This is a genomic window from Neisseria meningitidis, assembly GCF_022869645.1.
In the GTDB taxonomy this organism is placed as follows: Bacteria; Pseudomonadota; Gammaproteobacteria; order Burkholderiales; family Neisseriaceae; genus Neisseria; species Neisseria meningitidis.
The window spans coordinates 1861938-1883544 of sequence record NZ_CP064367.1 but is presented as its reverse complement, the minus strand read 5'-3'; the positions used below and the strand labels follow the sequence as shown (position 1 = coordinate 1883544).

42 protein-coding genes are annotated in these 21607 nt (G+C 53.4%); 2 read left to right on the top strand and 40 right to left on the bottom strand.

The features are described from left to right. Positions 1 to 16: 16 nt before the first annotated feature. The 15 genes from IUJ45_RS09595 to terL form a co-directional block, all read right to left on the bottom strand. The gene (locus tag IUJ45_RS09595; RefSeq protein ID WP_125939526.1) at positions 17 to 196 is read right to left on the bottom strand and encodes a hypothetical protein; all 180 of its coding nucleotides are present in this window, start codon (positions 194 to 196) and stop codon (positions 17 to 19) included. Positions 197 to 377: 181 nt separating this feature from the next. After that, positions 378 to 845: an ImmA/IrrE family metallo-endopeptidase gene (locus IUJ45_RS09590; RefSeq protein WP_002212739.1), complete on the bottom strand. Its 468-nt coding sequence runs from the start codon at positions 843 to 845 to the stop codon at positions 378 to 380. After that, positions 829 to 1215 (bottom strand): helix-turn-helix domain-containing protein, encoded by a 387-nt coding sequence (locus IUJ45_RS09585; RefSeq protein ID WP_002212738.1) that lies wholly within the window; start codon positions 1213 to 1215, stop codon positions 829 to 831. Before IUJ45_RS09585 ends, IUJ45_RS09590 begins: the two co-directional genes overlap by 17 nt. 175 nt (positions 1216 to 1390) lie before the next feature. Beyond that, entirely contained in the window at positions 1391 to 1765 is a 375-nt protein-coding gene (locus IUJ45_RS09580; RefSeq protein WP_002246332.1) for a hypothetical protein, read from the bottom strand. A gap of 13 nt (positions 1766 to 1778) precedes the next feature. Then, positions 1779 to 3206 (bottom strand): phage tail sheath C-terminal domain-containing protein, encoded by a 1428-nt coding sequence (locus IUJ45_RS09575; RefSeq protein WP_002212736.1) that lies wholly within the window; start codon positions 3204 to 3206, stop codon positions 1779 to 1781. After that, positions 3206 to 3394 carry a DUF2635 domain-containing protein gene (locus tag IUJ45_RS09570; RefSeq protein ID WP_002212735.1) on the bottom strand — a complete coding sequence of 63 codons (189 nt, stop codon included), beginning with the start codon at positions 3392 to 3394 and terminating at the stop codon, positions 3206 to 3208. The genes IUJ45_RS09575 and IUJ45_RS09570 overlap by 1 nt, the downstream gene beginning before the upstream one ends. After that, positions 3391 to 4059 (bottom strand): DUF1834 family protein, encoded by a 669-nt coding sequence (locus tag IUJ45_RS09565; protein ID WP_002212734.1) that lies wholly within the window; start codon positions 4057 to 4059, stop codon positions 3391 to 3393. The genes IUJ45_RS09570 and IUJ45_RS09565 overlap by 4 nt, the downstream gene beginning before the upstream one ends. Next, on the bottom strand, positions 4043 to 4468 hold the full coding sequence (locus tag IUJ45_RS09560; protein WP_002212733.1) for a gp436 family protein: 426 nt from the start codon (positions 4466 to 4468) through the stop codon (positions 4043 to 4045). The genes IUJ45_RS09565 and IUJ45_RS09560 overlap by 17 nt, the downstream gene beginning before the upstream one ends. Further along, positions 4465 to 4938, bottom strand: a complete 474-nt coding sequence (locus IUJ45_RS09555; RefSeq protein ID WP_002212732.1) for a hypothetical protein — start codon at positions 4936 to 4938, stop codon at positions 4465 to 4467. Before IUJ45_RS09555 ends, IUJ45_RS09560 begins: the two co-directional genes overlap by 4 nt. A gap of 37 nt (positions 4939 to 4975) precedes the next feature. Further along, positions 4976 to 5878: a Mu-like prophage major head subunit gpT family protein gene (locus IUJ45_RS09550; RefSeq protein WP_002212731.1), complete on the bottom strand. Its 903-nt coding sequence runs from the start codon at positions 5876 to 5878 to the stop codon at positions 4976 to 4978. Positions 5879 to 5899: 21 nt separating this feature from the next. Continuing rightward, a complete protein-coding gene (locus IUJ45_RS09545; protein ID WP_010981241.1) occupies positions 5900 to 6964 on the bottom strand; it encodes a phage protease in 1065 nt (354 codons plus the stop codon). Positions 6965 to 7172: 208 nt separating this feature from the next. Next, positions 7173 to 7670 (bottom strand): phage virion morphogenesis protein, encoded by a 498-nt coding sequence (locus IUJ45_RS09540; protein WP_002212728.1) that lies wholly within the window; start codon positions 7668 to 7670, stop codon positions 7173 to 7175. 103 nt (positions 7671 to 7773) lie between these two features. After that, positions 7774 to 9120 (bottom strand): phage head morphogenesis protein, encoded by a 1347-nt coding sequence (locus IUJ45_RS09535; protein WP_002237243.1) that lies wholly within the window; start codon positions 9118 to 9120, stop codon positions 7774 to 7776. Continuing rightward, positions 9113 to 10672, bottom strand: a complete 1560-nt coding sequence (locus IUJ45_RS09530) for a DUF935 domain-containing protein (RefSeq protein ID WP_002212726.1) — start codon at positions 10670 to 10672, stop codon at positions 9113 to 9115. The genes IUJ45_RS09535 and IUJ45_RS09530 overlap by 8 nt, the downstream gene beginning before the upstream one ends. Positions 10673 to 10750: 78 nt before the next feature. Beyond that, positions 10751 to 12370: a phage terminase large subunit gene (terL, locus tag IUJ45_RS09525; RefSeq protein WP_002237245.1), complete on the bottom strand. Its 1620-nt coding sequence runs from the start codon at positions 12368 to 12370 to the stop codon at positions 10751 to 10753. 11 nt (positions 12371 to 12381) lie between these two features. Between terL and IUJ45_RS09520 the strand changes: the two genes are divergently transcribed. Continuing rightward, entirely contained in the window at positions 12382 to 12576 is a 195-nt protein-coding gene (locus IUJ45_RS09520; protein WP_002212724.1) for a hypothetical protein, read from the top strand. Here the strand turns inward: IUJ45_RS09520 and IUJ45_RS09515 are convergent. The 5 genes from IUJ45_RS09515 to IUJ45_RS09495 are packed head-to-tail and all read right to left on the bottom strand — an operon-like array spanning position 12573 to position 14131. Further along, complete coding sequence (locus IUJ45_RS09515) at positions 12573 to 13079, bottom strand: DUF1804 family protein (protein WP_002237246.1); 507 nt, start codon at positions 13077 to 13079, stop codon at positions 12573 to 12575. The genes IUJ45_RS09520 and IUJ45_RS09515 overlap by 4 nt on opposite strands. A 2-nt stretch (positions 13080 to 13081) precedes the next feature. Further along, on the bottom strand, positions 13082 to 13297 hold the full coding sequence (locus tag IUJ45_RS09510) for a hypothetical protein (RefSeq protein WP_002212722.1): 216 nt from the start codon (positions 13295 to 13297) through the stop codon (positions 13082 to 13084). Beyond that, on the bottom strand, positions 13297 to 13578 hold the full coding sequence (locus tag IUJ45_RS09505) for a hypothetical protein (RefSeq protein WP_002212721.1): 282 nt from the start codon (positions 13576 to 13578) through the stop codon (positions 13297 to 13299). The genes IUJ45_RS09510 and IUJ45_RS09505 overlap by 1 nt, the downstream gene beginning before the upstream one ends. Next, positions 13575 to 13916 (bottom strand): hypothetical protein, encoded by a 342-nt coding sequence (locus tag IUJ45_RS09500; protein ID WP_002237247.1) that lies wholly within the window; start codon positions 13914 to 13916, stop codon positions 13575 to 13577. The genes IUJ45_RS09505 and IUJ45_RS09500 overlap by 4 nt, the downstream gene beginning before the upstream one ends. After that, positions 13913 to 14131 carry a hypothetical protein gene (locus IUJ45_RS09495; protein WP_002215845.1) on the bottom strand — a complete coding sequence of 73 codons (219 nt, stop codon included), beginning with the start codon at positions 14129 to 14131 and terminating at the stop codon, positions 13913 to 13915. The genes IUJ45_RS09500 and IUJ45_RS09495 overlap by 4 nt, the downstream gene beginning before the upstream one ends. A gap of 12 nt (positions 14132 to 14143) precedes the next feature. Here IUJ45_RS09495 and IUJ45_RS09490 point away from each other — a divergent pair, with 12 nt between their 5' ends. Further along, positions 14144 to 14314 carry a YegP family protein gene (locus IUJ45_RS09490; protein ID WP_002215844.1) on the top strand — a complete coding sequence of 57 codons (171 nt, stop codon included), beginning with the start codon at positions 14144 to 14146 and terminating at the stop codon, positions 14312 to 14314. Between the two features lie 44 nt (positions 14315 to 14358). On the opposite strand, the gene IUJ45_RS11075 is transcribed toward IUJ45_RS09490, so the two are convergent. From IUJ45_RS11075 to IUJ45_RS09390, 20 genes are all read right to left on the bottom strand, one after another. Further along, positions 14359 to 14664 carry a hypothetical protein gene (locus IUJ45_RS11075; protein ID WP_002247134.1) on the bottom strand — a complete coding sequence of 102 codons (306 nt, stop codon included), beginning with the start codon at positions 14662 to 14664 and terminating at the stop codon, positions 14359 to 14361. Beyond that, a complete protein-coding gene (locus IUJ45_RS09480; protein WP_002246334.1) occupies positions 14561 to 14980 on the bottom strand; it encodes a hypothetical protein in 420 nt (139 codons plus the stop codon). The genes IUJ45_RS11075 and IUJ45_RS09480 overlap by 104 nt, the downstream gene beginning before the upstream one ends. Further along, entirely contained in the window at positions 14952 to 15188 is a 237-nt protein-coding gene (locus IUJ45_RS09475; RefSeq protein WP_002215783.1) for a hypothetical protein, read from the bottom strand. The genes IUJ45_RS09480 and IUJ45_RS09475 overlap by 29 nt, the downstream gene beginning before the upstream one ends. A gap of 2 nt (positions 15189 to 15190) precedes the next feature. Further along, positions 15191 to 15355: a hypothetical protein gene (locus IUJ45_RS09470; RefSeq protein WP_002215782.1), complete on the bottom strand. Its 165-nt coding sequence runs from the start codon at positions 15353 to 15355 to the stop codon at positions 15191 to 15193. Between the two features lie 2 nt (positions 15356 to 15357). Then, positions 15358 to 15564, bottom strand: a complete 207-nt coding sequence (locus tag IUJ45_RS09465) for a hypothetical protein (RefSeq protein WP_002219372.1) — start codon at positions 15562 to 15564, stop codon at positions 15358 to 15360. After that, positions 15561 to 16106 carry an N-acetylmuramoyl-L-alanine amidase gene (locus IUJ45_RS09460; RefSeq protein WP_002246335.1) on the bottom strand — a complete coding sequence of 182 codons (546 nt, stop codon included), beginning with the start codon at positions 16104 to 16106 and terminating at the stop codon, positions 15561 to 15563. Before IUJ45_RS09460 ends, IUJ45_RS09465 begins: the two co-directional genes overlap by 4 nt. A 131-nt stretch (positions 16107 to 16237) precedes the next feature. Continuing rightward, positions 16238 to 16879, bottom strand: a complete 642-nt coding sequence (locus tag IUJ45_RS09455; protein WP_002212719.1) for a hypothetical protein — start codon at positions 16877 to 16879, stop codon at positions 16238 to 16240. 47 nt (positions 16880 to 16926) lie between these two features. Continuing rightward, complete coding sequence (locus IUJ45_RS09450) at positions 16927 to 17373, bottom strand: Mor transcription activator family protein (RefSeq protein WP_082308693.1); 447 nt, start codon at positions 17371 to 17373, stop codon at positions 16927 to 16929. Next, positions 17370 to 17804 (bottom strand): gp16 family protein, encoded by a 435-nt coding sequence (locus IUJ45_RS09445; protein ID WP_002212717.1) that lies wholly within the window; start codon positions 17802 to 17804, stop codon positions 17370 to 17372. Before IUJ45_RS09445 ends, IUJ45_RS09450 begins: the two co-directional genes overlap by 4 nt. A 75-nt stretch (positions 17805 to 17879) precedes the next feature. Next, a complete protein-coding gene (locus IUJ45_RS09440; protein WP_002212716.1) occupies positions 17880 to 18155 on the bottom strand; it encodes an HU family DNA-binding protein in 276 nt (91 codons plus the stop codon). Positions 18156 to 18203: 48 nt separating this feature from the next. Beyond that, complete coding sequence (locus IUJ45_RS09435) at positions 18204 to 18404, bottom strand: hypothetical protein (protein ID WP_002212715.1); 201 nt, start codon at positions 18402 to 18404, stop codon at positions 18204 to 18206. After that, positions 18405 to 19055 carry a hypothetical protein gene (locus IUJ45_RS09430; RefSeq protein WP_002212714.1) on the bottom strand — a complete coding sequence of 217 codons (651 nt, stop codon included), beginning with the start codon at positions 19053 to 19055 and terminating at the stop codon, positions 18405 to 18407. It abuts the gene before it with no gap. A gap of 5 nt (positions 19056 to 19060) precedes the next feature. Then, on the bottom strand, positions 19061 to 19672 hold the full coding sequence (locus IUJ45_RS09425; protein WP_002212713.1) for a DUF3164 family protein: 612 nt from the start codon (positions 19670 to 19672) through the stop codon (positions 19061 to 19063). Beyond that, on the bottom strand, positions 19665 to 19826 hold the full coding sequence (locus tag IUJ45_RS09420) for a hypothetical protein (protein WP_002212712.1): 162 nt from the start codon (positions 19824 to 19826) through the stop codon (positions 19665 to 19667). The genes IUJ45_RS09425 and IUJ45_RS09420 overlap by 8 nt, the downstream gene beginning before the upstream one ends. A 4-nt stretch (positions 19827 to 19830) precedes the next feature. After that, entirely contained in the window at positions 19831 to 20286 is a 456-nt protein-coding gene (locus IUJ45_RS09415) for a hypothetical protein (protein ID WP_002212711.1), read from the bottom strand. Next, positions 20270 to 20647, bottom strand: coding sequence for a hypothetical protein (locus tag IUJ45_RS09410; RefSeq protein WP_010981245.1), 378 nt, complete (start codon positions 20645 to 20647; stop codon positions 20270 to 20272). Before IUJ45_RS09410 ends, IUJ45_RS09415 begins: the two co-directional genes overlap by 17 nt. A gap of 118 nt (positions 20648 to 20765) precedes the next feature. After that, positions 20766 to 21080: a hypothetical protein gene (locus IUJ45_RS09405; RefSeq protein ID WP_002237252.1), complete on the bottom strand. Its 315-nt coding sequence runs from the start codon at positions 21078 to 21080 to the stop codon at positions 20766 to 20768. After that, positions 21077 to 21256, bottom strand: coding sequence for a hypothetical protein (locus tag IUJ45_RS09400; protein ID WP_002237253.1), 180 nt, complete (start codon positions 21254 to 21256; stop codon positions 21077 to 21079). The genes IUJ45_RS09405 and IUJ45_RS09400 overlap by 4 nt, the downstream gene beginning before the upstream one ends. A 16-nt stretch (positions 21257 to 21272) precedes the next feature. Continuing rightward, positions 21273 to 21437 (bottom strand): hypothetical protein, encoded by a 165-nt coding sequence (locus tag IUJ45_RS09395; RefSeq protein WP_002212708.1) that lies wholly within the window; start codon positions 21435 to 21437, stop codon positions 21273 to 21275. A 15-nt stretch (positions 21438 to 21452) separates the two neighbouring features. Further along, on the bottom strand, positions 21453 to 21605 hold the full coding sequence (locus IUJ45_RS09390; RefSeq protein ID WP_002212707.1) for a hypothetical protein: 153 nt from the start codon (positions 21603 to 21605) through the stop codon (positions 21453 to 21455). Positions 21606 to 21607: the final 2 nt, after the last annotated feature.

The following is a 21607-nucleotide window of genomic DNA, read 5'->3' as shown; positions in this document are numbered from 1 at the left end:
CGGGGCTTATATATTCCTAAACTTTCACAGGAATTTTAAATGGCTTCCCATTTTTAGAAACAATTTTCTTACCACTTTTGGTGGTAAAAGACTTTCTAAAAATGTATGCACCTGTATCGTCCACCAAGTCGGGGGTAACGGGAGCCTTAGTCATAGCCATAATGGCACCTCCAATTGTAAAAATGGTGGCCATCACTTCGCTTTTCGTGGACAAACAAATCTGAAAAATATATACTCAAGTCCCTTTCAAGTATTTCTCTTTGAAATCTGTTTGCAGTTAGCGGATGGAGAACTACACTTGTACAGCATATTGGAAGTATGCTAGTACACCACAATAATGGCTTGGGATGCGCCAACATTCCAAGTCATTTCTCTTTTTAAAATCGTAAGCTTAACTGTTCTGGTACATATTTAATTCCCATGTTTCTTAAAATACATTTTGCAAACTCATCAGCTTGCCATTCTGAATCTTCCTGTTTCGTGGGAAGAACTTCACTATAATGCAACATGGCTTTATGCCCTAAAAGCAAATGCCCCAATTCATGAAAGAAAATAAAGATAGCCTCGTCCTCGCCATTGCAAATGCGAGTATAGAGGCTATTAGGCATCAGAATCGTTCCGTTATGGCACATTGCGTTGGTAATGACTAGCCATTCAGAATCAGCAACAACATCAATTACAATGCCATACTCTTCCAGCATTTCCATAAATGCATCCATTTTTTTACGAGTACGCTTATCTACTACCAAAAATTTGGCAGCTTCGTTTGCAAAAAACTGAATCGTTTCTTCGCTTAACATTCCCACACGCACACCACGCATTGAATAATTAGTTTGCTGCATCATCCCCTTCTTTCTGTGAATCTTTATGATGAATGGTTCTTAATAATTCAGCAAATTTGTCCAATTGCTCTTTGCTGAAGTCTGAACTGGCAAAACCAGCCACCAGCATTTGTTGTTGCAGGCTTAAGCCGCTTAACGATACATTCTCATTAGAAACCATCGCTTTTTGCTTTAAACCGTCTATTGGTTGGCCTAAGTTTTCAAAAAAATCTTCAACCTTTTTAACAAAATCCATTGGCACTTTACTACGACCAGTTTCAATAGCACTCAAAAAAGCAGGAGAAGTACCTAATGTAGCAGCCATCGTTTGCAGAGTTTGTTTAGTTTGACGACGAGCCTCACGAACGGCTGCGCCGAATTTAGTCAGTCCCATTGTTCAAGCTCCTTTTCATGTGTTTGCAGCATTACTGCCACATTCAACGTGGCTAAATAATATCAAAGGCTTTTTTAAAATTCAAGTATTTTACTTGAAAAATTGAATTTTATTAAAAACAGTGTAATAAAAACAACAGAAGCCGCTTCAGCGGCTTCTGTTAACAAGAAAATCTTTACTCCAACACCTTCCGAATCGCAAAACCGGTCACATCCACCACCAGCTCATTATCTACGGTATAGCTGTCACCCGCTTCGGTGGCGCAGAAGCCGAGGTACGATGTCGGGCGCGCGCCTTCCACGTCGGGAACTAGGCTGATTTTGGCGTCGTCGATCTTTGCCCAGTCCACCGCCGTGCCGTCGGTCGGCACCACGGCGGTAAAGGTAATGTCGTATTGGCCGACGCCGCGGGTAAAGCCTTTGACGCGGCGGGTGCGGTTCATGGTTTTTACGGGCTTTTTGCCGGTGTTGTCTTTCACGTCGATTTTGGTTACTTGGACTTCGTTCGCGCCCAGATAGAGGATGACGCTGCCAACGTATTCGGTACTCATGTTTCAGCCTTTCTTACAAATATAAATCTACAACCATACCTACTACATGCAGGCCGTTGACGACATCGCTGGGAATGCGGCAGTTCAACATGCCGGTGTTTTGCAGGTCGCGTTCCACAATCAGTTTCGGCAGGTTTTCTTCCACGCGCTCCAAAATTTCCAGCTCTTCGCAGCACATCAATACGTCAATCAGTTCGCTGCGCACGCGCGGCGGGGTGCGGTCGCTCAATTTGTCGCGCGGGAATCTTAGGGCGATGCGGTCGACGCAGGCGCGGCTTACATAAATCAGGGTGCGCACGGTGGTTACGTCCAGCAGGCTTTCGTCTGCCGTGCCGTTGGCGGTTTTGGTGTAGGTGGTGATGGCGCGCACGATTTGCGCCTGCGTACCGGCCGGACTGGTTTCAATCGGGGTAACACCGTTATAAAGGGCGTTTTCCTGCTCGGTGCGCATGGTTTTGTCTTTGCTTTCGCACACGCCGATGCTGTTTAATGCCAGCGTGTTCAACGGGCGGGCGGGGTCTTCTTCGCTCGCCATCACAGCGGCAAAGGCGGCGGCCAGCTCGCAAGGCAGGCTGGGGGTGCCGCGATACCACGCGCTGACGATATGGCCGTGGTTCAGACGGCCTGCCAAGGTGGTGGCTTGCGCCAGCGTACCGGTTTGGCCGTATACGCATATTGCCCAGCGTTTTTCCATCGGGCTGGCTACGGTATCCAAATGGGCACGCAGTTTCAGCAGGTTGGTTTCGTCGTTGATACCGCAGGCGATGATGTGGTGGCCTTCGGCGACTACGGCATTGAGCGCGGCGGCAATATCGGGGTTGGCATCGCCGCCCGTCATGGCGGTAACGGCGGCGGTAATGCCTTCGGCGGTATTGCTGGTTTTGATGCGGATGGCGTTGCCGGCCGTACCTTTGTTTTTGGCGGTAAGCGTCACCACTGCTTCGGCAACGGTGGCGGTAACCGGCAAATCGGGCACGGCATCGATGGCGGCTTTGACGGCGGCGGCAACGGTGGCTGCGGTGTCTTCGGCGCCGATGCCGATGGTTAAAGTGTCAGCATTGGCAATGCTCACACGCAACACGCCTTGGGTATTGGCAGTACCGCTTAAGGTGATTTTACCGCCGGCGGCCACTCCGGCCTTGTTGTCGGCTACGGTAATCAGGCTTAAATCGGCATAGGCATAGGCTTTAATCGCGGCGGTAACCATTAGGTGCGCCATGCTGCCTGCGCCGTATTTGGCGGCCGCATCGGCGGCGGAAAACACGTTTTCCAGCTCGGTAAGCTCACCCAAAGCGGGATTGTTGTGCTGCGCCACAATCAACACGCGCTGTTTGTTGGTGGGCAGGTTGCGCACGGCCAGCTTGGTGTTCCACTCGGCGTACACGCCCGGCTTGCGGGTGCTGGCGGGGATTTTTTCGAAATTGATGTTTGCGGATGCCATTATTTGCTGCCTTTCGCGGGTTGGGTGTCTTCGGTTACGACCACAAGGTCGCCGTATTCGATACAGCGGCGGTAATAGGCGGCATCGGGTACGGTAACGGTTTCTTGGTCGGTAATGTATTCATGTGGTTTACCGGCCAGCGGCACTTGCAGGCCGTCGGCGGCGCGTACTTTAATGGTTTCGTTCATGGTTTCACCTTGGTTTCAACGGTGGCCGCCATATCGGCGGGTTGGTCGGGGGTTTTCGGCGGGATACGCAATTCAAGGTTCACGCCTTTAAAGTCGGGATGTTCGGGTTCGGTGCGGCCTTGGTATTCGGATACGTCGGCATATACTTTCGCCTGTTGGCCGTCTGAAACCGCAGGCCGCGGCCAATCGCCGTCTTGCAGCGCGTCTTCAAACCAATACGTTTCAAATTCCAGCGCAAACACACTAACGGCGTCTTGCTCCATTTGGCGGCTGAACAGGCTTTTGGCCGCCCCCGGTTGCAGACGGTCTATCTGTAAGCCCAGCGATTGATTGGTCAGCAGGTGGCGGCAGGTCTGCATCAGGCGGTAGGTGCCGACATCATGGCGGTGCAGGCCGCCGAAACGGCTGTCTGCTTCGCTGCCGCTGGCACGGTCTCCCACCAATACCGTGAATTGGCCAATCGCTTTAAAACGGCTGCCGCGCGTATCGTGGCGGATGGTGTCTTTGATGCCGGCAAACATGACCCACACGGCGGGGAACTGGTTGACCACCTGCGCCAAACCTTCGCCGTCGAACTCGCCGCCGTAAGTAAAGACACCCGTTACCATTTGGCCGAGGCCGTCTGAAAGCCGCTGCCTGATGGCTTGTTCAATAGACGCTATCACGACCGAACACCTTTTCCTGTGTGGTAAACATCACGCCGTTGCCTTGTACGGCGGGCTTTTCGCCTGCGGGTTCGGTAACGCCCAAGCCGACTTTCCCCGCCGCCACCAGTTGCAGGAATTTCACTGCCGCTTCATAGCGGTGCACAATGTCTTCGGTAAGCTGCCGTTTGCCGGTACACAGGCGGTACACCGCAATATCGCAGCAATACACGGTTAAGATGCGCAGCGGCTTGGGCAGAGGCAGGGTATAGCGGTTCATCAGATAGCCGTCGATTTCGGCGGCGGCATCATCCAAAGCCTGCTGTGCGACGGTTTCGTCCACCGCGCCCTTGCGGGACAAGTCGGTCAGGCCGGTGATGGTGGCTTCGCCGAAACGCGCCACCAAATCGGCAACGGCGGCGTAGCTCATGATGCGTCCGTCGGCAGGGCTTCGCGCGCTTCAACCATACGGTCGCCAATCAGGCGCTCAAAGTCGGCGGGTTCGAAGTCGGCACGGCGCACAAACGTCCAGTTCGGCTGTACATGGTAGCCGGCGCGGAAAAACGCATGGCCGTGTTTGCTCTTAATCGCCACCACTTCGGCATCTGCGGCGGGTGCTCCGCTGCCGGTGTAAAAGGCGGCTTCCGCTTCAGGTGTCAAAGTTTCGCCGTCTGAAATGCCGCCGGGTGCAAGGCCGGCTTCAAGCAGTCTTTCCAATTTGGCATTGCGCTCTTGCGCGGCGGCCAACTCTGCCTGCGCTACCTGAATTTCGGCATTGGCTTTGTCTAATTCGGCTCTCAAGGCTTCAATCTCGGCCTGTAAGGCAGCGGTTACGGTTACCTCTTCCGGTTGGACATCGACGGTCGCGCCAACTTCCTGTCCGTTTTTTTCTTTTGCCATTTTCTATCCCTTCCGGCGGGCGGTGTCCGCCTGTTCGTTACAGCAACCAAGGCGATACGATGACTTTCGCCTTGCCTTTGTTCGGGTTGTACGCGCCGTTGGCCAGGCGGTCGCCTTCCACCAGCTCTTTGGCCGCATTTTCCAAAGCAGGCGGTACCAGCAGCACATTCGGGCGGATGGCCAGCGGTCTGCCGCCGTCGCCTTTCAGGCTCACCATCGCGTTGTAGGCTTTCTCGAAACCGGCAGCGTCCAGTTTCTCTTGCGATTTCGCCGCCATCTGCCAGAAGCCCAAGCCCACGTTGCAACGGCCGTCCACGCCGTAGCGGTATTCGTTGCGCATGAATACGCCTTCGTCGGTATCGGCGGTCATGGCGGTAAACTGCTTCGCTTTACGCTCTTGGTAAATCAACGGTTTCAGGGCACGGGTAGTGTCCAGCAGATACCAGGCCGCTTCGCTGCCGGCGAAAATATTGGATACGGTACTGGCTTGACCGGTGCCGTCCACTTTTTCATACACGGGATGGTCGGTATCAAAGAAGTTCTGACCGTCGTAACACAACGTGGCGTGTGCGTTTTTCAGCAAGGCAAACACCAATTCGTCGGGATGCACCGCCGAAGCACGGCCCATCTCGGTCATCATCGGCGCGTAAATGCCGACGTTGTCGTCTTCGATGTCGTTGCGGTTGACCTTGACCGAGCTTTCAAAATGCTTGTTGGTGATGGCATAGCCGTGCGCCTTCATATCTTGGAATACGCGGTCGCCCACCCATTCGCGGAAAGCGGGCCATTGGCCGAGCCAGCCGTAAGTATTGGACGCAGTGGAAGACGGAATGACGGTGGCGATTTCCTTGTATTGGCTTTCCGCCATTTTCAGGCCGTCTTGGAAATTCTTTTTAAAGCCGGTGAACAGGGCTTTTAAGGTGTCTGGTGTGATAATCATGTTGTCTTTTCCTTTATCGGATTACTTGGCCTTCGCATAATCTTCGGCAGAGATGCCCAATTGCGCGGCGACGGCTGCTTCTTCGGCGGTCAGCGCGGACGTACCGTCTGCGCCGCCTTTGCCGCCGGTCTGCGTTTTGCTCAAAGCGGCCAGTGCCAAGCTGCCGTCAATCAGGGCTTTAAACGCTTCAGGGTCTTTGGCGGCCAGTTGGCGCGCCGATGCTTCTTGATGCGGCAACAGGCGGCCGTCTGAAAGCGCGGCACGGATCAGGCCGTCTGAAGTACCGCCCACTTCCATTGCAATCACTTTTTTGCTCAACGCGGCCACTTGCGCTTTGAGTTCGGCTACCTCGCCGTCGTCGGCATTGCCGCCTTGCGGCTTGTCTTCGGGTTTGCCGGCATCGCCTTTATCGCCTTCGCTACCTTGCGGTTCTTCTTTGGGTGCGGCCAGTGCTTCGGCAAGCGTTTTACCGCCCAGCTTTTCCTGTGCTTCGGCCAAAGCCGCTTCGATGGCTTTGTCGTCGGCATCCGCCGCCAAGCCCAAGAGCTTGATTAAAGCTTCCTTGTTCATACTTGTTTCCTGTTTGGGGTTGATAGAGTTTTGGCGGCTCAATGCAGCCAGAGCCATGCCGTCCAGTGCGGGCGAATTGGTCAACGCCACACTGTGCAGCCCGCGTACATTGCCCAGCGTGTCGTATTCGAGTACCGGCGACAGATAGCGGTATTCGCCGCTGTCTATCATGTCTTTGGCGCGTTGCGTCCATTTCACTTCGCCCATCAGGCCGCGCTCGTCATCCCATACATATTTGCTGATCCAGCCGGCGGCAGGGTTTTGCTGCCCCGTTTCGGCGGCTTTCAGCGTGGCGTGTTCGTAGTCGACCACAAGGTCGGTTTGCGCGGCGTCAAAGGCGGCAATGATTTGCTGTGCCAAATCGGCAGACATCGTCCAGTGCGGCACACCCGTATCGGTGCGGCCGTCAACCGGTGCGAATTGGCCTTTGGGTACGATTTTGATTAAGCCGTCCGAACCGCCGACATGGGCGGCGGATAAGGCGGCAAGAAGGGTTTTGGTGTCCATAGCCCGCATTGTGCGGCAGCCGCGCCCTCGTCAAAGCTTGGCCTATGTCAGACAGATGAATTTCTAGGGAAGGGAAATGTACTTGCAGAGATACGCGTGGGATAGTGTTCAAAAGGTGTTCAAACGCGCGCAGGATTGATTTTCAGGCGATGGGTAGGGGTAAGTATGGGTTAGGGCGTTTTCGGGCTGTTTTTCGGCATTTTTCAGGCAGGCATGATTACCGCCCCTGAATGGCCTGTGCCAGATATTCCGCCACCGCATCGGATAGGGCCTTTTCGTCCTCCGGTTGCAGGGTCATAAACGGGCGTGCGGGAATATTGCTGCCGGGGTGGTTAACCTGCTTGGCAAAGCGGCCGCCGAATTTCAACGCTTTGCCTTTTTTCGGTCTAATCAAGTGTGGCGAGGTTTTCCCACCGAAGTTATGGATAGCCGCATATTCCACATTGGTGCCGACCACCGCCGTATCGTTGGTACTGCTCGGCGTAATCGAATTGCGCAGGCGGCCGCTGGCTTGCAACAGCCCCGAACCTTCACGCGCAGTCGGATATTTGCGCGGCGCCCAAGCGGGACGGCCTCCGGCGGCGAAATTCTCCAGTACGGCGTTGCGCATGATGCGGGCAAGCCGCGTCATCAAAGGCTTGGTGTGGGAGGTATGCCGCGCCGCAGCGTTTAAGCTGTTTTGCAGGGTGTCTGTGTTGATTTTTATCTCAATCATGGTATATTGGTTCCAACAGCCATAAAACTCGGGTTTCCTACTGGAAAGGTTACGGCCACGTTACCGTGTCGCGTATTATCCTGTTCGAATCAGGCAAAGAGTTTTATGGCTTTTTCCATATTGTTTCATACCCGTACAGTAAGCTATCCACCTGTTTATCCGTTTCTGCAATCATGCCGGTGTTGACCATATTCAAGGTCAGATGTTCTTTCTTACCTGTCAACGGATGTCGGGTTTTCACATCATAGTCCAGCGTTACCACCAGCTTCCCCTTGCCTGCCGACAGCGGATACACAAATGCCAAAAACTGTTTGGCATCGTCATTTCGTCCCGCCTTGCCCAATAAAATCTGCTCCGGCTCTTGCAGTAGTTCGGGTATCTTCTCCCAAAACGATACCGGCAGCGGCTTGACCTTCTTGTCGCGCAAAGCGTGCAATACCCGCTCGTCGCTTATGGCAATCACGGCGGATTGCGGGTAAATTTTCCTTGCCGCCAATGCGTCCAACACGGGCAGGGCCAATGCGCCCACATACAGCGTTTTCCCGCGCGCTACTTTTTCCGCATCCACCCGCCGTACCATTTGCGCCGCCTGTTGCGATACCGCCCGCATCAAATCAGGCTGTTTTAAGGCCGTCTGAATCGATACGCTCGCCAGTTTCGGCGGCAGTTCCACTGCACGCTGCATCTGCAACTGCCCCAAGTTGGCCAAATGGCTTTTACCGACATTGTGCTGAAAGCCCGCATCGGTATAAAAGCGGCGGCCGTCCGGCAGCTTTACCGCTTTGGCGGGGCGGGTATCGCCCTTGCGGTTGACCACCACTTCCGTATCTTCAAGCTGCGCTTTTTGCGGCAGCAGATTGCGCCGTTTCAAATCACTGTCTGAAAGCGCCCGCACGGTACAGCGGCAATTGAAGCCGTTGGGCGGGTAGAAGTAATCCCAAAACGGGTCGTCGATGTGATACACCGCACCATGCGCCGCCGCATGGCTTTGGCGGGTGCGGCTGTCCAAAATGGCCGAATATTGCAGCCACGGCGCATCATCCCGACCTTCTTCAAACGCCTGCCAATGACCGGCCATGTAAGCCGATTGCATCTGAGTGCGGAAAATCGTTTCCATGCGGTGTTTGGTAATACCGCGTCCGAGGACTTCGCCGGTGTCTCCGTCCACAATATCGCCGTCTTTGAGCAGATGCCAGTCATGCGCTTTCAGACGGCCTTGCACTTCATCGCGCCAAGCCTCAAACGATTTGCCCGATTTCGCCGCCTCATACATTGCCGCGTGAAACTCGCCGACAATATCCTGCCTGTGTATGCCTGCAATCGTCCGCGCCTTGGTCTGCGCCTCATTCCATTTCACATCCCAGTCGGGCGGGATATGGTAGCCCAAACCTTCAAAATATTTGACCGCCGCTTCCGGCTCCAAACCGAAGGCAAAACCCAAATCAGCCATTGAGCCGCCCCCACAGGTCGGAGATGAAAATCACCCGCGCCAAGGCCGTCTGAAATTCGGCGCTGTCTAAATGCGGATAAGCACGCAACAGCCGCTCCTGCACCTCTTCATAGCTGTCGCCCTCGGCCAAAGCCTGACCCAACCCGCGCAAAAACGGCTCAATATGCTCGGGCAGGGCGATTTTGCCCAAACCTGCGTTATCGATGGCCGCCTGCCCCATATCCAAGATTTCGCCCTGCCTGCTCAAGGCCACGCGGCGGTAACTTAACGGCGCAACTTTGACACCTTCGCTTTCAGCCGTCTGCAAAGCCAATACCGGCTCGTCGTCCGAAGCCAGCGGAATCGCCAGTTTTTCCTGCGCCCACGCCAGCGGAATCTTCATGCCCATCTCTACCAGCCTAGGCAAAGATTCGGCGTAAACCGCCATATCTTCGGGTAGCTGCGTATCAAACTGGAAACGCGGCAGGCAGGTTTCATCCACGTTGCCTTTATTCAGCCGCAGCAGGGGCAGAATCAGTTGCTGCGTTATCGTACCGGCAAGCTGCTTGGCATCCGACACCAACAAATCATGGCGCACCTCGTTATGCACCTGACCCAGCGCGTTGGTACTGGTTTTACCGTCGGCCATGCTGGTAAGCGTACCGCCCAGAATCGCTTTCGACGATGTTTTATCCGCCCAGTCGATCATCGCCATAAACGGCTCGCTGCTGCCGTTGGCGGCATTAAGCAATTCGATATTCATGGTTTCGGGGATAATGCCCGCGGCGTTGTGTCCGATTTCCTTTACCGCCCGCAGCAGCGTGGTTTTATCGGTTTCGTCCGCCCCCACCGCATATTTGCCCAAACGCGTCGGCAGGCCGTAGATTTCCAGAAACTCGGCCAAATCGCGCACCGAATAATTCTTAAACAGATACGGCCAAACCAGCGTGCGCATCAGCCCGCCGCGTACCAGCAAACCCGAACGGCTGCGGTGTTTGTGTACCAGCCAGCCGAACGCCCACAGCTCTTCCCCATCCGGATTATCCTGTTTGGCCAACCGCACATTATCGGCACCGTCCACCTTAAACCAGCCTTGCGGACGGTGGATAAAGTTTTTCGGCAGCCACAGGCCGCCTATTTGCTGCCATTCGATTTCCACACAGGCAAAGCCGTGCCCGACCGCATCTAAAAGGTCGAACATCATGTCTTCGAAATCGGGCAGACGCTCAATCCATCCCTTGACTTCTTCGGCCAGCCGCCGTTCGGCGTCGGTGCTGTTCGGCGGCGGCATCACGCGCCAATCCAGCCCGATGACCGCCCGCTTGCGCTTGCTCATCTCGGAAAAGATATGGCCGTCTTTCTCCTCGATGTCGGCAAAGAGTTCCGACTGCGCCTTCATATCGCCGCGCTCGGCAGCTTCCAAAATGCCGTGCAGCTTCTGCGGTGTCAAACCTTTGCTCGGGTGTTCGTGAGTCTGGGTGTTTTGGGTAATTTCCGCCGTTTGCGGGGTAGATTTCGGTGTATAGCGGCCCGGCAGAATTTTGCTCAATGCACTGCTGAAAATGTTTTTCATAAATAAAAAAAGGGCAAGTTAAACTTGCCCCAATTCTCTGCTGCCTGCATTAATCGTAAGCCCTGCCCGGTGTCAGTTTCACCATGCGCCGCTGCCGAAACCGCCGTCCGTCCCATGTTTCGTCACCGCCATATATTCCACCGGCGCACTGTTGGCCGTTGCCCCCGACCACAACATATGCACCGCATCGGGGCCGTCGTCATGGTCTGCCTTGGGAAAATGGCGAAACTGTTGGATTAAGGTTTGCTGATTGGCATGAAGTAAAATCAACCCGTTGGCCATGTGCGGCTGCAAAGTCTCAATCCGCAGCAGCTTGTCGGCAATCGGTTTGACCGCCCGCGCCGGCACGGGAATGCCTTTTGCCGCACTTCGTTTTACCAGCTCGTCTTTCAGGAACTCCTGAAACTGCACCGTTTCCACAAACCACAGCTTGCACTTATATTGCGCATGCAAGCGGATAACGTCTTCAATAATCAAATCGGGCAAACGCTTCTTAATTTGCGCTTCCACGATAAACAGCTTGCCGCTGCTTCTTTGATACCCGCCCACGATAATCGCACTCGGGTCGCGGCTGGCCCCCGCTTTGCCGAGCGAAGGGTCGAGCGCGCCGAAATACACCAAATCGGCGGGCAGTTCCGCCCAAAACTGCATGGCTTGGGCAAACGGTGCATCTTCACCGCTCACCGGATCATTCTGATATTCCGAATCGAAAGCCGCGTGTCCGTCGCGGGCGCGGATTTTCATCAAAGCCAGCACGCCGCGCGCTGCCCAAGAAGTTTCCGCCCCGCGTTCCATTTCCGCTTTGTTCGTTTGATAGAACGCATCGGCCACCAACTCACCTTCATTGCGGTACAACTCTTCCCATCTGTCCCACAAATCCATGCGGTCGGGCCATTTCAACATGGCTTTAAACTTGATGCCTTTCCAAAACGGATTATTGAGCGTTCGGTTCAACACACTGTCGTAATGCAAAATCGTGCCGATATAAATCACATCGTATTTTTGCCCCACACCACCGAGCGGCAGCACGGTTTTCGTCAGCCACGCATTGAGCTTGTCGCGCTGTTCGGGATTTCGGACTTGTTCGTCGTTTTCAATATCGTCCAAAATCGTCAGGTCGGGGCGGTAAGGGCCGTGGCGCAATCCGCGCAGCTTTTTGCCGCTGCCCGCTACCTGCACCTTGATGTCGTTGGCCGTTACGATGGTACCTGCCTGCCACACGCGGCCTTGGCCGCAGACATCCGCAAAATCGGTTTTCAGGCGGGGATTAAACTCCAATTCCGCTTTGATGGCCTCAAGCATCGGGTATGCCTGGTCTATGCTGTCCATCACAATCACGCAGTAATGCTTGCGTCCCGTTACAATGCACCACAAAGTAAACAACTGCGTCACCTGCGTCGACTTACCCTCGCCGCGCGGCGCGCCAACCGCTTCGTTCTCGCCTTCCGGGGATTCGACGATTTCCGGTAAACGCCTGAATAAGAAGCGGTGCAGGTCGGATTTTTCAGGCGAACGGATATAATGCGGGAAGTAGGTGTTGACGAAATACTCGTAACCGCCTACCGGGTCAAATACCTTCGCCCGCCGCTCGGCCACCGCCGTCGGCGAAGCATCGAAACCGTCTACTTCGGCCTCGATGACTTGGCGCAGATTGGCGGCGAGGGCGGACAGGGATTTGAGGAAATCTTTATTTTTCATAAGGGCAAAAAATGAAATCGATTGATTTAGAAATATCCAAACTGTTAGATGCGGGCAAATACACGCCGTCTGAAATACAAGATTTATTGGAGGAGCAAGGCTTTAAAATTTCACTGAAAAAATTAGCCGATCATCTAGATCTATTGGTTGCAATTGGTGTTGCCGGTAAACATTCTGATGACACGTTTACTTCACGATTAAACTAACCAAACTTCCTCTCCACCTCCGCCCCGAACGGCTCCAGCACTTCCACAAAGGCAGCCAAATGTTTGGGGTGTTTTTCTTGCACGAATACCATCAAAAACTGCAACAACTCCAAAGCCGTCGCCAGTTGCGAGGTTTCCGGCAACACCCGCTTGTTCGCCGCCACCGTTTTGGTAAACGCATCGGCCAAACTCGCCAGCAGCTGCACCCGTTTGCTCGGCGGCAAATCTTCCACTTCCGCATCCTGCAACATCGTCATCGTCGCCTGATACTGCACCAGAAACGACGTCATCATCGCCCGCGCGATTTCGTCTATGCTGCCGCCGGCCAGCGTATGGGCCGCGCGCAGCTTGTTCCAGTCGTCGCCCTGCGCCTTGGCCTCATCGCGCCAGCGGCGGGCGGTGCCGAGCGATACGCCGCATAAAGCCGCCGCCGTCTCAAGGCTCTGCTCGCCGTTGCAGTAGAGTGCCCGCAGCTTGTCGCGGGTCGCCTTCGGATGCGCCATCGTTACAGCCCCAACTTGGCGCGGGCAAATGCGATGCCCGTAGCCACAATACCGCCCGAAATCGCGCCCGCGGCCGCGCCGGTGGTTGCCGACGTGCGGCGGCAATCGGCATGGATTTTCTTGATTTCCGCATCCATGCGTTCCTGATTTTGTAACAATTTGTCCTGCTTGCCGTTGATTTCTGCCAACGCTCTTAAAATAGGGTCTTGGTTTTGCATTATTTGTCTGCCTTCCGTTCGATTTTCTGGCCGACTTCTTTCAAATCAGCCTTGATTTCACGCAACAAGTTTAAGATTTCGTTCCTGTTGTCTTTTGCTTCCGCTTTCGTCTGATAAGATGTTTCTACGCTGTGCAACCTGCCGAGCAGTTCATCACGATCTTTACGGGCTTCTTTCAGGCCGTCTGAAATGCTTTTTACCCAATACCACAATAAAGCAATCAGAAACGACACCAACGTGCCGAACACATATTCCACGGTAATCGGTGTATCTCCGCTCATAACACATCTCCGAACACCACCCGGCAGGCCGCAATACCATAGGGCAGGCGGTCGGATTCCACAGTCAGCGCATCCCCATCGGCTTCAACCTCGAATTTTTCCTTCAGCGCCTGTTTGACCGCAGTGAATTGATGCTCGAAGGCCACATGGCCCAAATCTACGATAAACGTTACTTCAAACCGCGCATCCATCCGCATCACATAGCCCCACATCGTGCGGCTTAAAGTTTCGGCCACCGCCGCGATGAACGGCTCTTGCTCGTTGGCCTTTTGCAGCCCGATTTGCAAACCCGCTTGGCGCACAGCCAACTGACGTTCAACTAATTCACGGTAGGTCATTCTTTGATACCCATTAAATATTTTGTCCGCTTGTACAATTTCTTAACCCACGAAATATTTACAAATGTATAAACCTTTGCTACAACTTCGCCGTCATAGTGCGCATTTTCTCGTGCAGCCCGAAATTTCGCCCTGGCTTCTTCAGGGTTGTCCGCCCAAATGCTCAATGACCAGGACTTGCCGTTAAAGCGGTAAGAAAACGTGTACTCATTCATAGGAGAAACCTTATGTATTTTGAAATCTATAAAGACGCAAAAGGCGAATACCGTTGGCGTTTGAAAGCAGCCAACCATGAAATCATCGCTCAGGGCGAAGGCTACACCAGCAAGCAAAACTGCCAGCACGCAGTCGATTTGCTGAAAAGCACTACCGCCGCTACCCCTGTAAAAGAGGTATAAAATCCGCTTTCACCCTCAGCCCGCGCCCTACGCGGGCTTTTTTGTCAGTTTCCGACTTTGCGGGAGTGATTGCCCGCCCAGTCGCGCCAAGCCTGATTTTGGTTTTCAAGTTCGGCAACATAGCCGCCAAACTCGGCGGCGTGTTCCAACAGCGTTACTGTCTTGCCGTCTTTCGGCGGATTTGGGCGTACCGGCGCGACCATCAATGCGGCAGGCGGTGTCGGCATGACCGCCTTTTCGACAACCTTAATTTCCGTAGCCGAGGGCGCGCTTGTAGAGCTGCAAGCCGTGATGGCCAAAGCCGTCAATACAACCGCCGCCTGCATTTTTACGGTCTTGAGTAAGGACATTTTCGATTTCCTTTTTATTTTCCGTTTTCAGACGGCTGACTTCCGCCTGTTTTTTCGCCAAAGCCATGCCGACGGCGTGCGCCTTGACTTCATATTTTTTAGCTTCCGCACGCGCCTGTTCCAGTTCGCGGGCGTAGTTTTGAGCCGACAACAGCAGGGCTTGCGCCTTGTCGCGCTTCATTTTCTCAATGACCGCCTGCTGCTTCGCAAAAGCCGACTTGTAGCCTTGATGGTGCGACACCGCCAAACCCGTGCCGACAAGCGCGATGATGGCAATCGGTTGCCAGTTATTCGCCAGCAGTTTCACGAGATTCATTCTCGACCTCCTGACGTTTGACGCTGACCAACGAACGCGCCACCGCATAGCCGCCGACAATGCCCAAATACACCGCCCAAATCTCCGCCGACGGGTCGGGCAGCATCACAAACTTAACCGTCCCCGCCGCGCAGGCAACGTTTGCCCACAGTTTCGAGTGCGACACATTGCCTGTCGCTGGGTTTTTAAAAATATCCAAAATACGCATTGCTATTCCACACTTTTGGTTTGCAGGTGCCGTTTCAGCATTTCCTGATAATTGGCCAGTTCGCCCTCCGCAAATTCAAACGCCGCCAAGTCTGCCTGTTCGCTTGCCTCACGGCTTTTGGCCGACCACAGCCCAATCATCTTTTCGTAAAACGCAACCTGTCCCATGATTAACGACGATTCTTGCGTTTGCGCGCCGCGCGTTTCGCGGCTGCCACGCCTGAGTTTCTTAAATTTGGGCGTGGATAGGTGTGTATCGGACGAACATTTGGCATCTGTATAAGTGCGCGGTTTACCTGCTCATTACTAGGATTTTCTCCAATCAATTTTGTAAGAAAATAGGAAGCAGCTTCTTTCAATTTACCAATAATATTCATACTCTTGCCGCCCCCAATTCCATCGCAATCGCGTCCGCAATCGCGCGGCAGATGCCCCATTTAGTCGTCTTAAACAAGGCCAAATCAGTGTCGTTGCTGATGAAAAAAGGCTCAAACACAATGCCGCCGGCTTGTGCATAAGCCAGGCGCGAATGCTGGCCCGCATTGTCGGGTTTAAAGCCGTCTTCGCCGCGCAGTTTCCAGCCGGTTTTCTTGGCAACGGCTTTGCTCAACACCTGACACCAGCGTTTGTTTTTAACGGTACTCAAGGCTTCGATGCCTGTCGCCGCTTTGCTGACGGCAGCGTTGGTGTGAAACTCAATCGCCACATCCGAGCCGCGAATCAGCTTGACCGCTTCGCGCAGCGGCATATTGCCTTTGCCCGTGCCGTCGGTTTTAACAGTCAAACCGTAGTCATCGCGCAAAATAGCAGCCACGATATTGCGCATATCCTGCGCCAAGTCCGCCTCACGGTCGCTTCCGTTGACCGCACCCGGGTCGGTGTTGCTGTGGCCTGCGGTCAGCACAATAATCTTGCTCATAGATTCGTCCTGCTTAGTCTGTTATCGAGCCTTGATTATCCTGTCCGCTTATTTGGCACCGCGCCTGCCCCATGTCAGACAGGCAGCAAAAAGCCCGAGGGCTTTTGCTCTCGGGCTGGGTTTCAGACGGCCTATTTTACTTCCATCGGGCAGGTGTAGGTATCAAATTCTTCATCTCCGGCCAATACCGGCAAACAATTATTCAACGGCAGCCTGATACCTTTACGCGCATACACTGTCGCTTGGGCGGCTGGCGGGGTGCGGATTTGCCCTTGGCAGGCAGCTATGTTGTCCGTGTATTGTTGACGGTAATTTTCGGTCAGCGCATCCTTTCTCTGCCGGGCGAAAAAATAATCGTAAGCCGCATTGGCCGCAGCGGTACATTGATAAAGCCCCGCCTTATCCGCAAGAAAAGGGCCGCCGAAAGATTCCTCGGCAGATTTTGCCACCGCCGCGAAAGCCGCATTGAATTCTTTGATTTTGGCTGCATCGCCGGGCAAAACCCACACACGGCTTTCCTTGTCGGCCTGCGCCAATAAAGACAACAGCTTTTGAGCGCGCTCTTTCAAATTGGCGTGCAGACGGATTTGTTCCAAATTGTTTTCACCGATGAAATATTCTTCATCAGCCAAACGTGCGGCAATCTGTTTTTGCTGATTCTGATATTGCTGCGCCCGATTATCGGTTTGACTTTCGCCGGCAGCAGGCTTGTTTTCTTGTCCGCCGCAAGCCGCAAGCATTGCGGCCAACATCAGAACATAAAACGTCTTCATCTTGATTTCCCATAAAAAATGCCGTGTTATCCCCACGGCATTATAATTTAAAACAACCCGCCTTGCTCACACTCATTATCCGGCTTCTTCAGAATCCGCCAGATATGGCGGTCGGTCAGCGCGTGCGCCAAAGCCAAATCGTTCACCGCCTCATAAGCCGGTACGCCTTTACCCGTCTGCGCATCGAAGCGGCGGCGGATATGGCGGTCACGCAATTCCAGCAAAGCCTGCTCGCATTTCGGAATAAACAAATCGCAGGGGGCCAGTGCTTCCACCATTTTTTCCATCGCCGCACCGCCGACGATTTCCTCCAAATAAGCCAGCCGCGATTCGCTGCCTTTGGTGCATCCCTGCCGCAACGGGTAGGTCGTGCCGCCTAAGTTTTTCACCAGCTCCACCGTTTCTGTCAGCCCGATGATCGTAATCAGTGCCAGCACACTTTCGGGCAGCAGGTGGCGCACCGCCTCAAAATCTTCTTCATCCACCCTGATCATTGCTCTGCCGCCTTTTTCGCTTTGTTGATATGGATTTGCAGCGCCTGCACCAGTTTGTATAGCTGCTCGGGTGTCAAAAATCGTACCAAATCCTTGCCGAACATCCTTTTGGCCATCCCGTCGGCGTACTGCCAGCTTTTATCGCCCACCGTCAACAGCGCTTCCAGCTTGTTCAACAGCGCGGCACGGTCCTGTGTCAAATGCGGGCGGATACCTTTGCCCTTCGGTGCGGTCTGCTTAAAGCCCATCCGCTTCATTTCCGCCGCCACCGCCTGCAATTCGGCTAGATTCATCTGCGTGCAGGATGTTTTGCCGCACACACGCGCCAGCATCGCACGGTAAACATCGTCTTCCATCCCAAGCTGGCTTTGCGCGATTTTGATTTTCGCAATCAGCCCCTTGCGTTTGTACTGTTCGTTTGTGTTCATCATGGTTTTCCTCGTCGCTAAAACTTCAAACTGAAGCGGACTTTTCAAAAATCCGCTTGGATTTGGGGTTTCAGACGTTTAACCGTTTACCGCATCTTTTAACGCCTTGCCCGAGCGGAACTTGGGTGTTTTGCGCGCCGCGATGGTCAGCGGTTCGCCCGTTTTCGGATTGCGTCCCTGACGCTCGGCGGATTGGGCGGCGTGGAACGTGCCGAAGCCGACCAGCGTAACGTCGTTTCCGTCTTTCAGTTCTTGCGTTACCACGCTGACAAACGCATTGACAAACTCCGCCGCAGCGCGTTTGCTCAATTCCGCCTCGTCGGCGATGGCTTGGATTAATTCGGATTTATTCACTTTTTGACTCCTATTTAGATTTAAATGCGGCAGACCGTGCCGCGCGGGTTATGGATTTGCAGTCTCAGACGGCCTAATGTTTACGGATGGGGATGCCATCATCTGCGCCGCCTGAATCATCTTGCTGATTAACACAGCCGTTTGCTGCGCACCTGTTTTGTCTTTTGCATCCGCCGCCGGAAGGTCGCCCTTAAAATTAATGTCGGTGCCCTCGGGCAGGTCTTCGATTTCAATAATGATTTTTGCCATTTAAGCCTCCTGTTCTTCGGCATCATTCCGTGTTTCCTGCCATTTCCCAACCAAGTAATCCCACTCATACCGAGGAATGACACGGCAGCCCGGTAACAGATTCTGCCAATCAAAATCTTCGGGCGGCTGCATCGTACAGCCGTTTCTGATTCTCTTAGCCCCTTCTCTAAGCTCGTAGGCATAATCAGGAGTTACCACGCCCTTTGGCGCGTCCTCCTCCAATCCCGCCCAAACGAACTGAACAGGATTAAAGAAATTACCGATACCCCAAGATGCCCAAGTCTCTCCGTCGCTATTCTTTTCAAAAATCATTGTTGGTGCGGTGATGCCAACTTCTTCCAAATACTCTTCGGGGCGTTTAAATCTTTTGTTAAGTGGCATGGTTTTGAGGATTGGGTTGTTTTGCCGTGGCCAACAAATTCCGTTCTTATTGGGCTTTTTCCATCCATCGGGTATGCCTGAAGGGAACGCAAACCCTGCCACTTGCCCATCGCTCCATTCCCGCATTAGCGCGTCTGACGGCAAGTGTTCTCGCGCCCAATCAAGCCACGCCTGCCGCATTGCGGCCTTGTCCTGCTGAAAACTTCGCAGTGCTTTTGCAACCGGCCCATCATTAACTTCAATCAAATAAATCATTATATTTGCGTTCATTTTTCCTACACCTTCGCCACATCCAAATTCATTAACTGATACTCCCCATCCTCGCCGCGCTGATATACCCGCACAAACGGTTTGCTGATATGCACCTGCAAACTGTCGGAGAGCGCATCCATCGCCCGTTGCCATTTTTCATCCGTGATTTGCAGGCGGCGCAGACCGAGGACGCGGGCAGTGCTGATATTGCCTTCTTTGTCCACTTGGAAGGCCGCGTTAATCAGTGTTTTCAATTCCGTGCGACTGCCTTCCGTCCATTCGTTGATACACTCGTCAATCAGGGCTTTGGCGGCAATCAAACCTTCGTCAAATACCAACGTGTCCTGTATGGCAAGGTTGACGCGGTACGCTCCATCAAAGCTGTGCAGGCTGATATTGCCTTTCTTACCGCCGACAGATACGTCATAGCGGTCGGCACTCAACTGTACAAACGCTGCGATATCGTCCATCGCCTCGCGTTTGAACGCCATCAAGTTATCCTGTACCGCGCGGGCTTTGGCGGCAATTTCCTGCACCAGCTCGTCGCGCAGCAGGTCGATTTCTTTAATATTGGCCAGCGGCACGAGATTGCCTTTGGCATCCTGTTTGTATTGTTTCATGTCTAAGTTACTCATAATGGTTCCTATGTCCTTCCAATTCCATTGATATTTGCTTCAATAAATCGTCATCAAATCCGTTGTTGGCGGAGAATTTTTCAAACTCTTCCCAGTATTCCGTCAGAAATTCGTTTATTAAGTCGGATTCCTGATTGTCAAAAAACGTACTCATTTGGCTATTTATTTCCCTTCTGCCTTTCGGCATAAATCCTTTTACATTCGTCCACCGACCGGTGGCGTTGCCCGTGTATCCAATCTCTATTCATGCAGGGTGCGTTTTTCAATCTGCCGACAATCTTTTTCAGTTCGGCGGCCTGCTCTTTGCCGTATTCCGTCGGGCAGTGCTTCTTTTCCAGCCTCGGCACCATCCTGACTTCGCCCGGTGGCAGGTGCTTGATAAGGTCGGCAGGGTTTGGCCACTCTGACGAGGACGCCGCGATAGCCCTAAAGGCTGCCTGTATCCTGATCCCGTCATGCTCCGGCTGCCACGACCGGCCGCTTAGTATGACCAACCAAAGTTCGGCGACTGCCGTCAAATCCGCCGAGGCAGGGCGGCCTTTGAGGTTTAGGGCGGCGAGCATCATGAAACCCTGCGCGATTGCTTTTTTCAGCCAGCTATTGTTTTCCTCCATTTGACCACTCCATCAAGCCGCCCAACCCGCTCCTCAATTTGGTGCTTGCCACCTCTCTCGTGTGAGATGGTTGGGGAGAGGGCAAAACCGCCGTTCCCGCCGTCTTTTCAGGCGACCAAAACGTAATGTTTTCCAACAAATAACCGTGGCTGGTCAGTGGCGGTGTCAGTTTTCCCGCGTCCCGTGCCTCAAGGCATCGCGTTGCCGCCCAAATCCAAGCCTCGCGCGGGGCCGGATAAGTTTTGCGGTTGCGGACAATCTTTCCGTCCCGTATCATCGGCGCAATCTCGCCGACGAGCTTTGAAACTCGGTTAAAACTTAAATCCTTTTCGGCGGGGCGAAACAGCGTCAGATACCGCAATACCGCCTTAAAAAGGTCGTCTGAAATGCCTGTCAGGGCAATCAGAGCTTCGCTGCATCATCATGGGCGATTAATACATCTAAGCTCATCACCGCACCGCAGGTAGGGCAGCGCACTTTCATTCCGTACCGCCTTTCAGTTTGGGATGCAACTCCAACGTATCCGAATCTTGGTTGATAATCCCCATCTCCGGCGACATCAGTGCTTGCAGCGCCGACAACATCCACTCAAGACTACATTCGTTAAATTTTTCGACAACGGCATCTAATACATCAGATTTGTCTTCATCCGCCAAATATTCGTATTCGCCGTCGGTATCAGTTTTCAGAGGGTTCAAATCATAAGTCACCAAATTAAGCATTCTGATAAATGCCCAGGCATCTTCAAAATCTTCCGTCTCAGGTTTGGCGATCGTCATTTTCAATTGATTCATTTCAACCACCCCATCACCCTTGCCACCGACACTGACACCACAAAAGCCGAACACATCACCCCCAACAGCCCAGTCAGCAGACCGTATAAAGATTCCGCGTAATAAGTCTCTTTGGCGGAACGGGCAAAACAGACCAGCCCCACCAACCAAAAATAAATTGTCAGTACCATATTCATCACATTTCCTTCCTTATCATTCCTGCCACCCGTCATCCGGTCGGCACGCCTTATCCAGCAGTTTCCCCAGCCGTTCCTTAACCCGTTGCTCGACCAATATCTCGACCAACACAGTCATTACCGCCGCCAGCAATATGGCAATAACCAACAAAGCCGCTACCGCATTCATTTCATTCATCATTTTCTTATTCCTTGTTTAATCAGTCTGTTTGTTGTCTGTTGAGGCAAGCCGTATCGCTTTCTCGCCCCACCGTGCCCGAATCTTCTCGACCGCCTGTTTCAGGGCGAACGCTTTAACCCGTTTCAATTCGTGTTTCGGCATCTTCCGTCGTGCCAACCGTTTACTCATGG

What these genes read in the sequence shown, in the direction of transcription:
- IUJ45_RS09510 (WP_002212722.1), bottom strand. Translation starts at nt 13,297, where the DNA reads ATGCAAAACCAAGACCCTATTTTAAGAGCGTTGGCAGAAATCAACGGC.
- IUJ45_RS09520 (WP_002212724.1), top strand. Translation starts at nt 12,382, where the DNA reads ATGAAATCGATTGATTTAGAAATATCCAAACTGTTAGATGCGGGCAAA.
- IUJ45_RS09475 (WP_002215783.1), bottom strand. Translation starts at nt 15,188, where the DNA reads ATGCGTATTTTGGATATTTTTAAAAACCCAGCGACAGGCAATGTGTCG.
- IUJ45_RS09560 (WP_002212733.1), bottom strand. Translation starts at nt 4,468, where the DNA reads ATGAGCTACGCCGCCGTTGCCGATTTGGTGGCGCGTTTCGGCGAAGCC.
- IUJ45_RS09530 (WP_002212726.1), bottom strand. Translation starts at nt 10,672, where the DNA reads ATGAAAAACATTTTCAGCAGTGCATTGAGCAAAATTCTGCCGGGCCGC.
- IUJ45_RS09480 (WP_002246334.1), bottom strand. Translation starts at nt 14,980, where the DNA reads ATGAATCTCGTGAAACTGCTGGCGAATAACTGGCAACCGATTGCCATC.
- IUJ45_RS09430 (WP_002212714.1), bottom strand. Translation starts at nt 19,055, where the DNA reads ATGAACGCAAATATAATGATTTATTTGATTGAAGTTAATGATGGGCCG.
- terL (WP_002237245.1), bottom strand. Translation starts at nt 12,370, where the DNA reads ATGAAAAATAAAGATTTCCTCAAATCCCTGTCCGCCCTCGCCGCCAAT.
- IUJ45_RS09585 (WP_002212738.1), bottom strand. Translation starts at nt 1,215, where the DNA reads ATGGGACTGACTAAATTCGGCGCAGCCGTTCGTGAGGCTCGTCGTCAA.
- IUJ45_RS09500 (WP_002237247.1), bottom strand. Translation starts at nt 13,916, where the DNA reads ATGACCTACCGTGAATTAGTTGAACGTCAGTTGGCTGTGCGCCAAGCG.
- IUJ45_RS09420 (WP_002212712.1), bottom strand. Translation starts at nt 19,826, where the DNA reads ATGAGTACGTTTTTTGACAATCAGGAATCCGACTTAATAAACGAATTT.
- IUJ45_RS11075 (WP_002247134.1), bottom strand. Translation starts at nt 14,664, where the DNA reads ATGTCCTTACTCAAGACCGTAAAAATGCAGGCGGCGGTTGTATTGACG.
- IUJ45_RS09495 (WP_002215845.1), bottom strand. Translation starts at nt 14,131, where the DNA reads ATGAATGAGTACACGTTTTCTTACCGCTTTAACGGCAAGTCCTGGTCA.
- IUJ45_RS09590 (WP_002212739.1), bottom strand. Translation starts at nt 845, where the DNA reads ATGATGCAGCAAACTAATTATTCAATGCGTGGTGTGCGTGTGGGAATG.
- IUJ45_RS09470 (WP_002215782.1), bottom strand. Translation starts at nt 15,355, where the DNA reads ATGGGACAGGTTGCGTTTTACGAAAAGATGATTGGGCTGTGGTCGGCC.
- IUJ45_RS09545 (WP_010981241.1), bottom strand. Translation starts at nt 6,964, where the DNA reads ATGCGGGCTATGGACACCAAAACCCTTCTTGCCGCCTTATCCGCCGCC.
- IUJ45_RS09580 (WP_002246332.1), bottom strand. Translation starts at nt 1,765, where the DNA reads ATGAGTACCGAATACGTTGGCAGCGTCATCCTCTATCTGGGCGCGAAC.
- IUJ45_RS09395 (WP_002212708.1), bottom strand. Translation starts at nt 21,437, where the DNA reads ATGATGAATGAAATGAATGCGGTAGCGGCTTTGTTGGTTATTGCCATA.
- IUJ45_RS09450 (WP_082308693.1), bottom strand. Translation starts at nt 17,373, where the DNA reads ATGATCAGGGTGGATGAAGAAGATTTTGAGGCGGTGCGCCACCTGCTG.
- IUJ45_RS09505 (WP_002212721.1), bottom strand. Translation starts at nt 13,578, where the DNA reads ATGAGCGGAGATACACCGATTACCGTGGAATATGTGTTCGGCACGTTG.
- IUJ45_RS09445 (WP_002212717.1), bottom strand. Translation starts at nt 17,804, where the DNA reads ATGATGAACACAAACGAACAGTACAAACGCAAGGGGCTGATTGCGAAA.
- IUJ45_RS09390 (WP_002212707.1), bottom strand. Translation starts at nt 21,605, where the DNA reads ATGAGTAAACGGTTGGCACGACGGAAGATGCCGAAACACGAATTGAAA.
- IUJ45_RS09425 (WP_002212713.1), bottom strand. Translation starts at nt 19,672, where the DNA reads ATGAGTAACTTAGACATGAAACAATACAAACAGGATGCCAAAGGCAAT.
- IUJ45_RS09540 (WP_002212728.1), bottom strand. Translation starts at nt 7,670, where the DNA reads ATGATTGAGATAAAAATCAACACAGACACCCTGCAAAACAGCTTAAAC.
- IUJ45_RS09400 (WP_002237253.1), bottom strand. Translation starts at nt 21,256, where the DNA reads ATGAATATGGTACTGACAATTTATTTTTGGTTGGTGGGGCTGGTCTGT.
- IUJ45_RS09570 (WP_002212735.1), bottom strand. Translation starts at nt 3,394, where the DNA reads ATGAACGAAACCATTAAAGTACGCGCCGCCGACGGCCTGCAAGTGCCG.
- IUJ45_RS09405 (WP_002237252.1), bottom strand. Translation starts at nt 21,080, where the DNA reads ATGAATCAATTGAAAATGACGATCGCCAAACCTGAGACGGAAGATTTT.
- IUJ45_RS09435 (WP_002212715.1), bottom strand. Translation starts at nt 18,404, where the DNA reads ATGGCAAAAATCATTATTGAAATCGAAGACCTGCCCGAGGGCACCGAC.
- IUJ45_RS09465 (WP_002219372.1), bottom strand. Translation starts at nt 15,564, where the DNA reads ATGAATATTATTGGTAAATTGAAAGAAGCTGCTTCCTATTTTCTTACA.
- IUJ45_RS09555 (WP_002212732.1), bottom strand. Translation starts at nt 4,938, where the DNA reads ATGGCAAAAGAAAAAAACGGACAGGAAGTTGGCGCGACCGTCGATGTC.
- IUJ45_RS09575 (WP_002212736.1), bottom strand. Translation starts at nt 3,206, where the DNA reads ATGGCATCCGCAAACATCAATTTCGAAAAAATCCCCGCCAGCACCCGC.
- IUJ45_RS09550 (WP_002212731.1), bottom strand. Translation starts at nt 5,878, where the DNA reads ATGATTATCACACCAGACACCTTAAAAGCCCTGTTCACCGGCTTTAAA.
- IUJ45_RS09515 (WP_002237246.1), bottom strand. Translation starts at nt 13,079, where the DNA reads ATGGCGCATCCGAAGGCGACCCGCGACAAGCTGCGGGCACTCTACTGC.
- IUJ45_RS09415 (WP_002212711.1), bottom strand. Translation starts at nt 20,286, where the DNA reads ATGGAGGAAAACAATAGCTGGCTGAAAAAAGCAATCGCGCAGGGTTTC.
- IUJ45_RS09460 (WP_002246335.1), bottom strand. Translation starts at nt 16,106, where the DNA reads ATGAGCAAGATTATTGTGCTGACCGCAGGCCACAGCAACACCGACCCG.
- IUJ45_RS09490 (WP_002215844.1), top strand. Translation starts at nt 14,144, where the DNA reads ATGTATTTTGAAATCTATAAAGACGCAAAAGGCGAATACCGTTGGCGT.
- IUJ45_RS09455 (WP_002212719.1), bottom strand. Translation starts at nt 16,879, where the DNA reads ATGAAGACGTTTTATGTTCTGATGTTGGCCGCAATGCTTGCGGCTTGC.
- IUJ45_RS09535 (WP_002237243.1), bottom strand. Translation starts at nt 9,120, where the DNA reads ATGGCTGATTTGGGTTTTGCCTTCGGTTTGGAGCCGGAAGCGGCGGTC.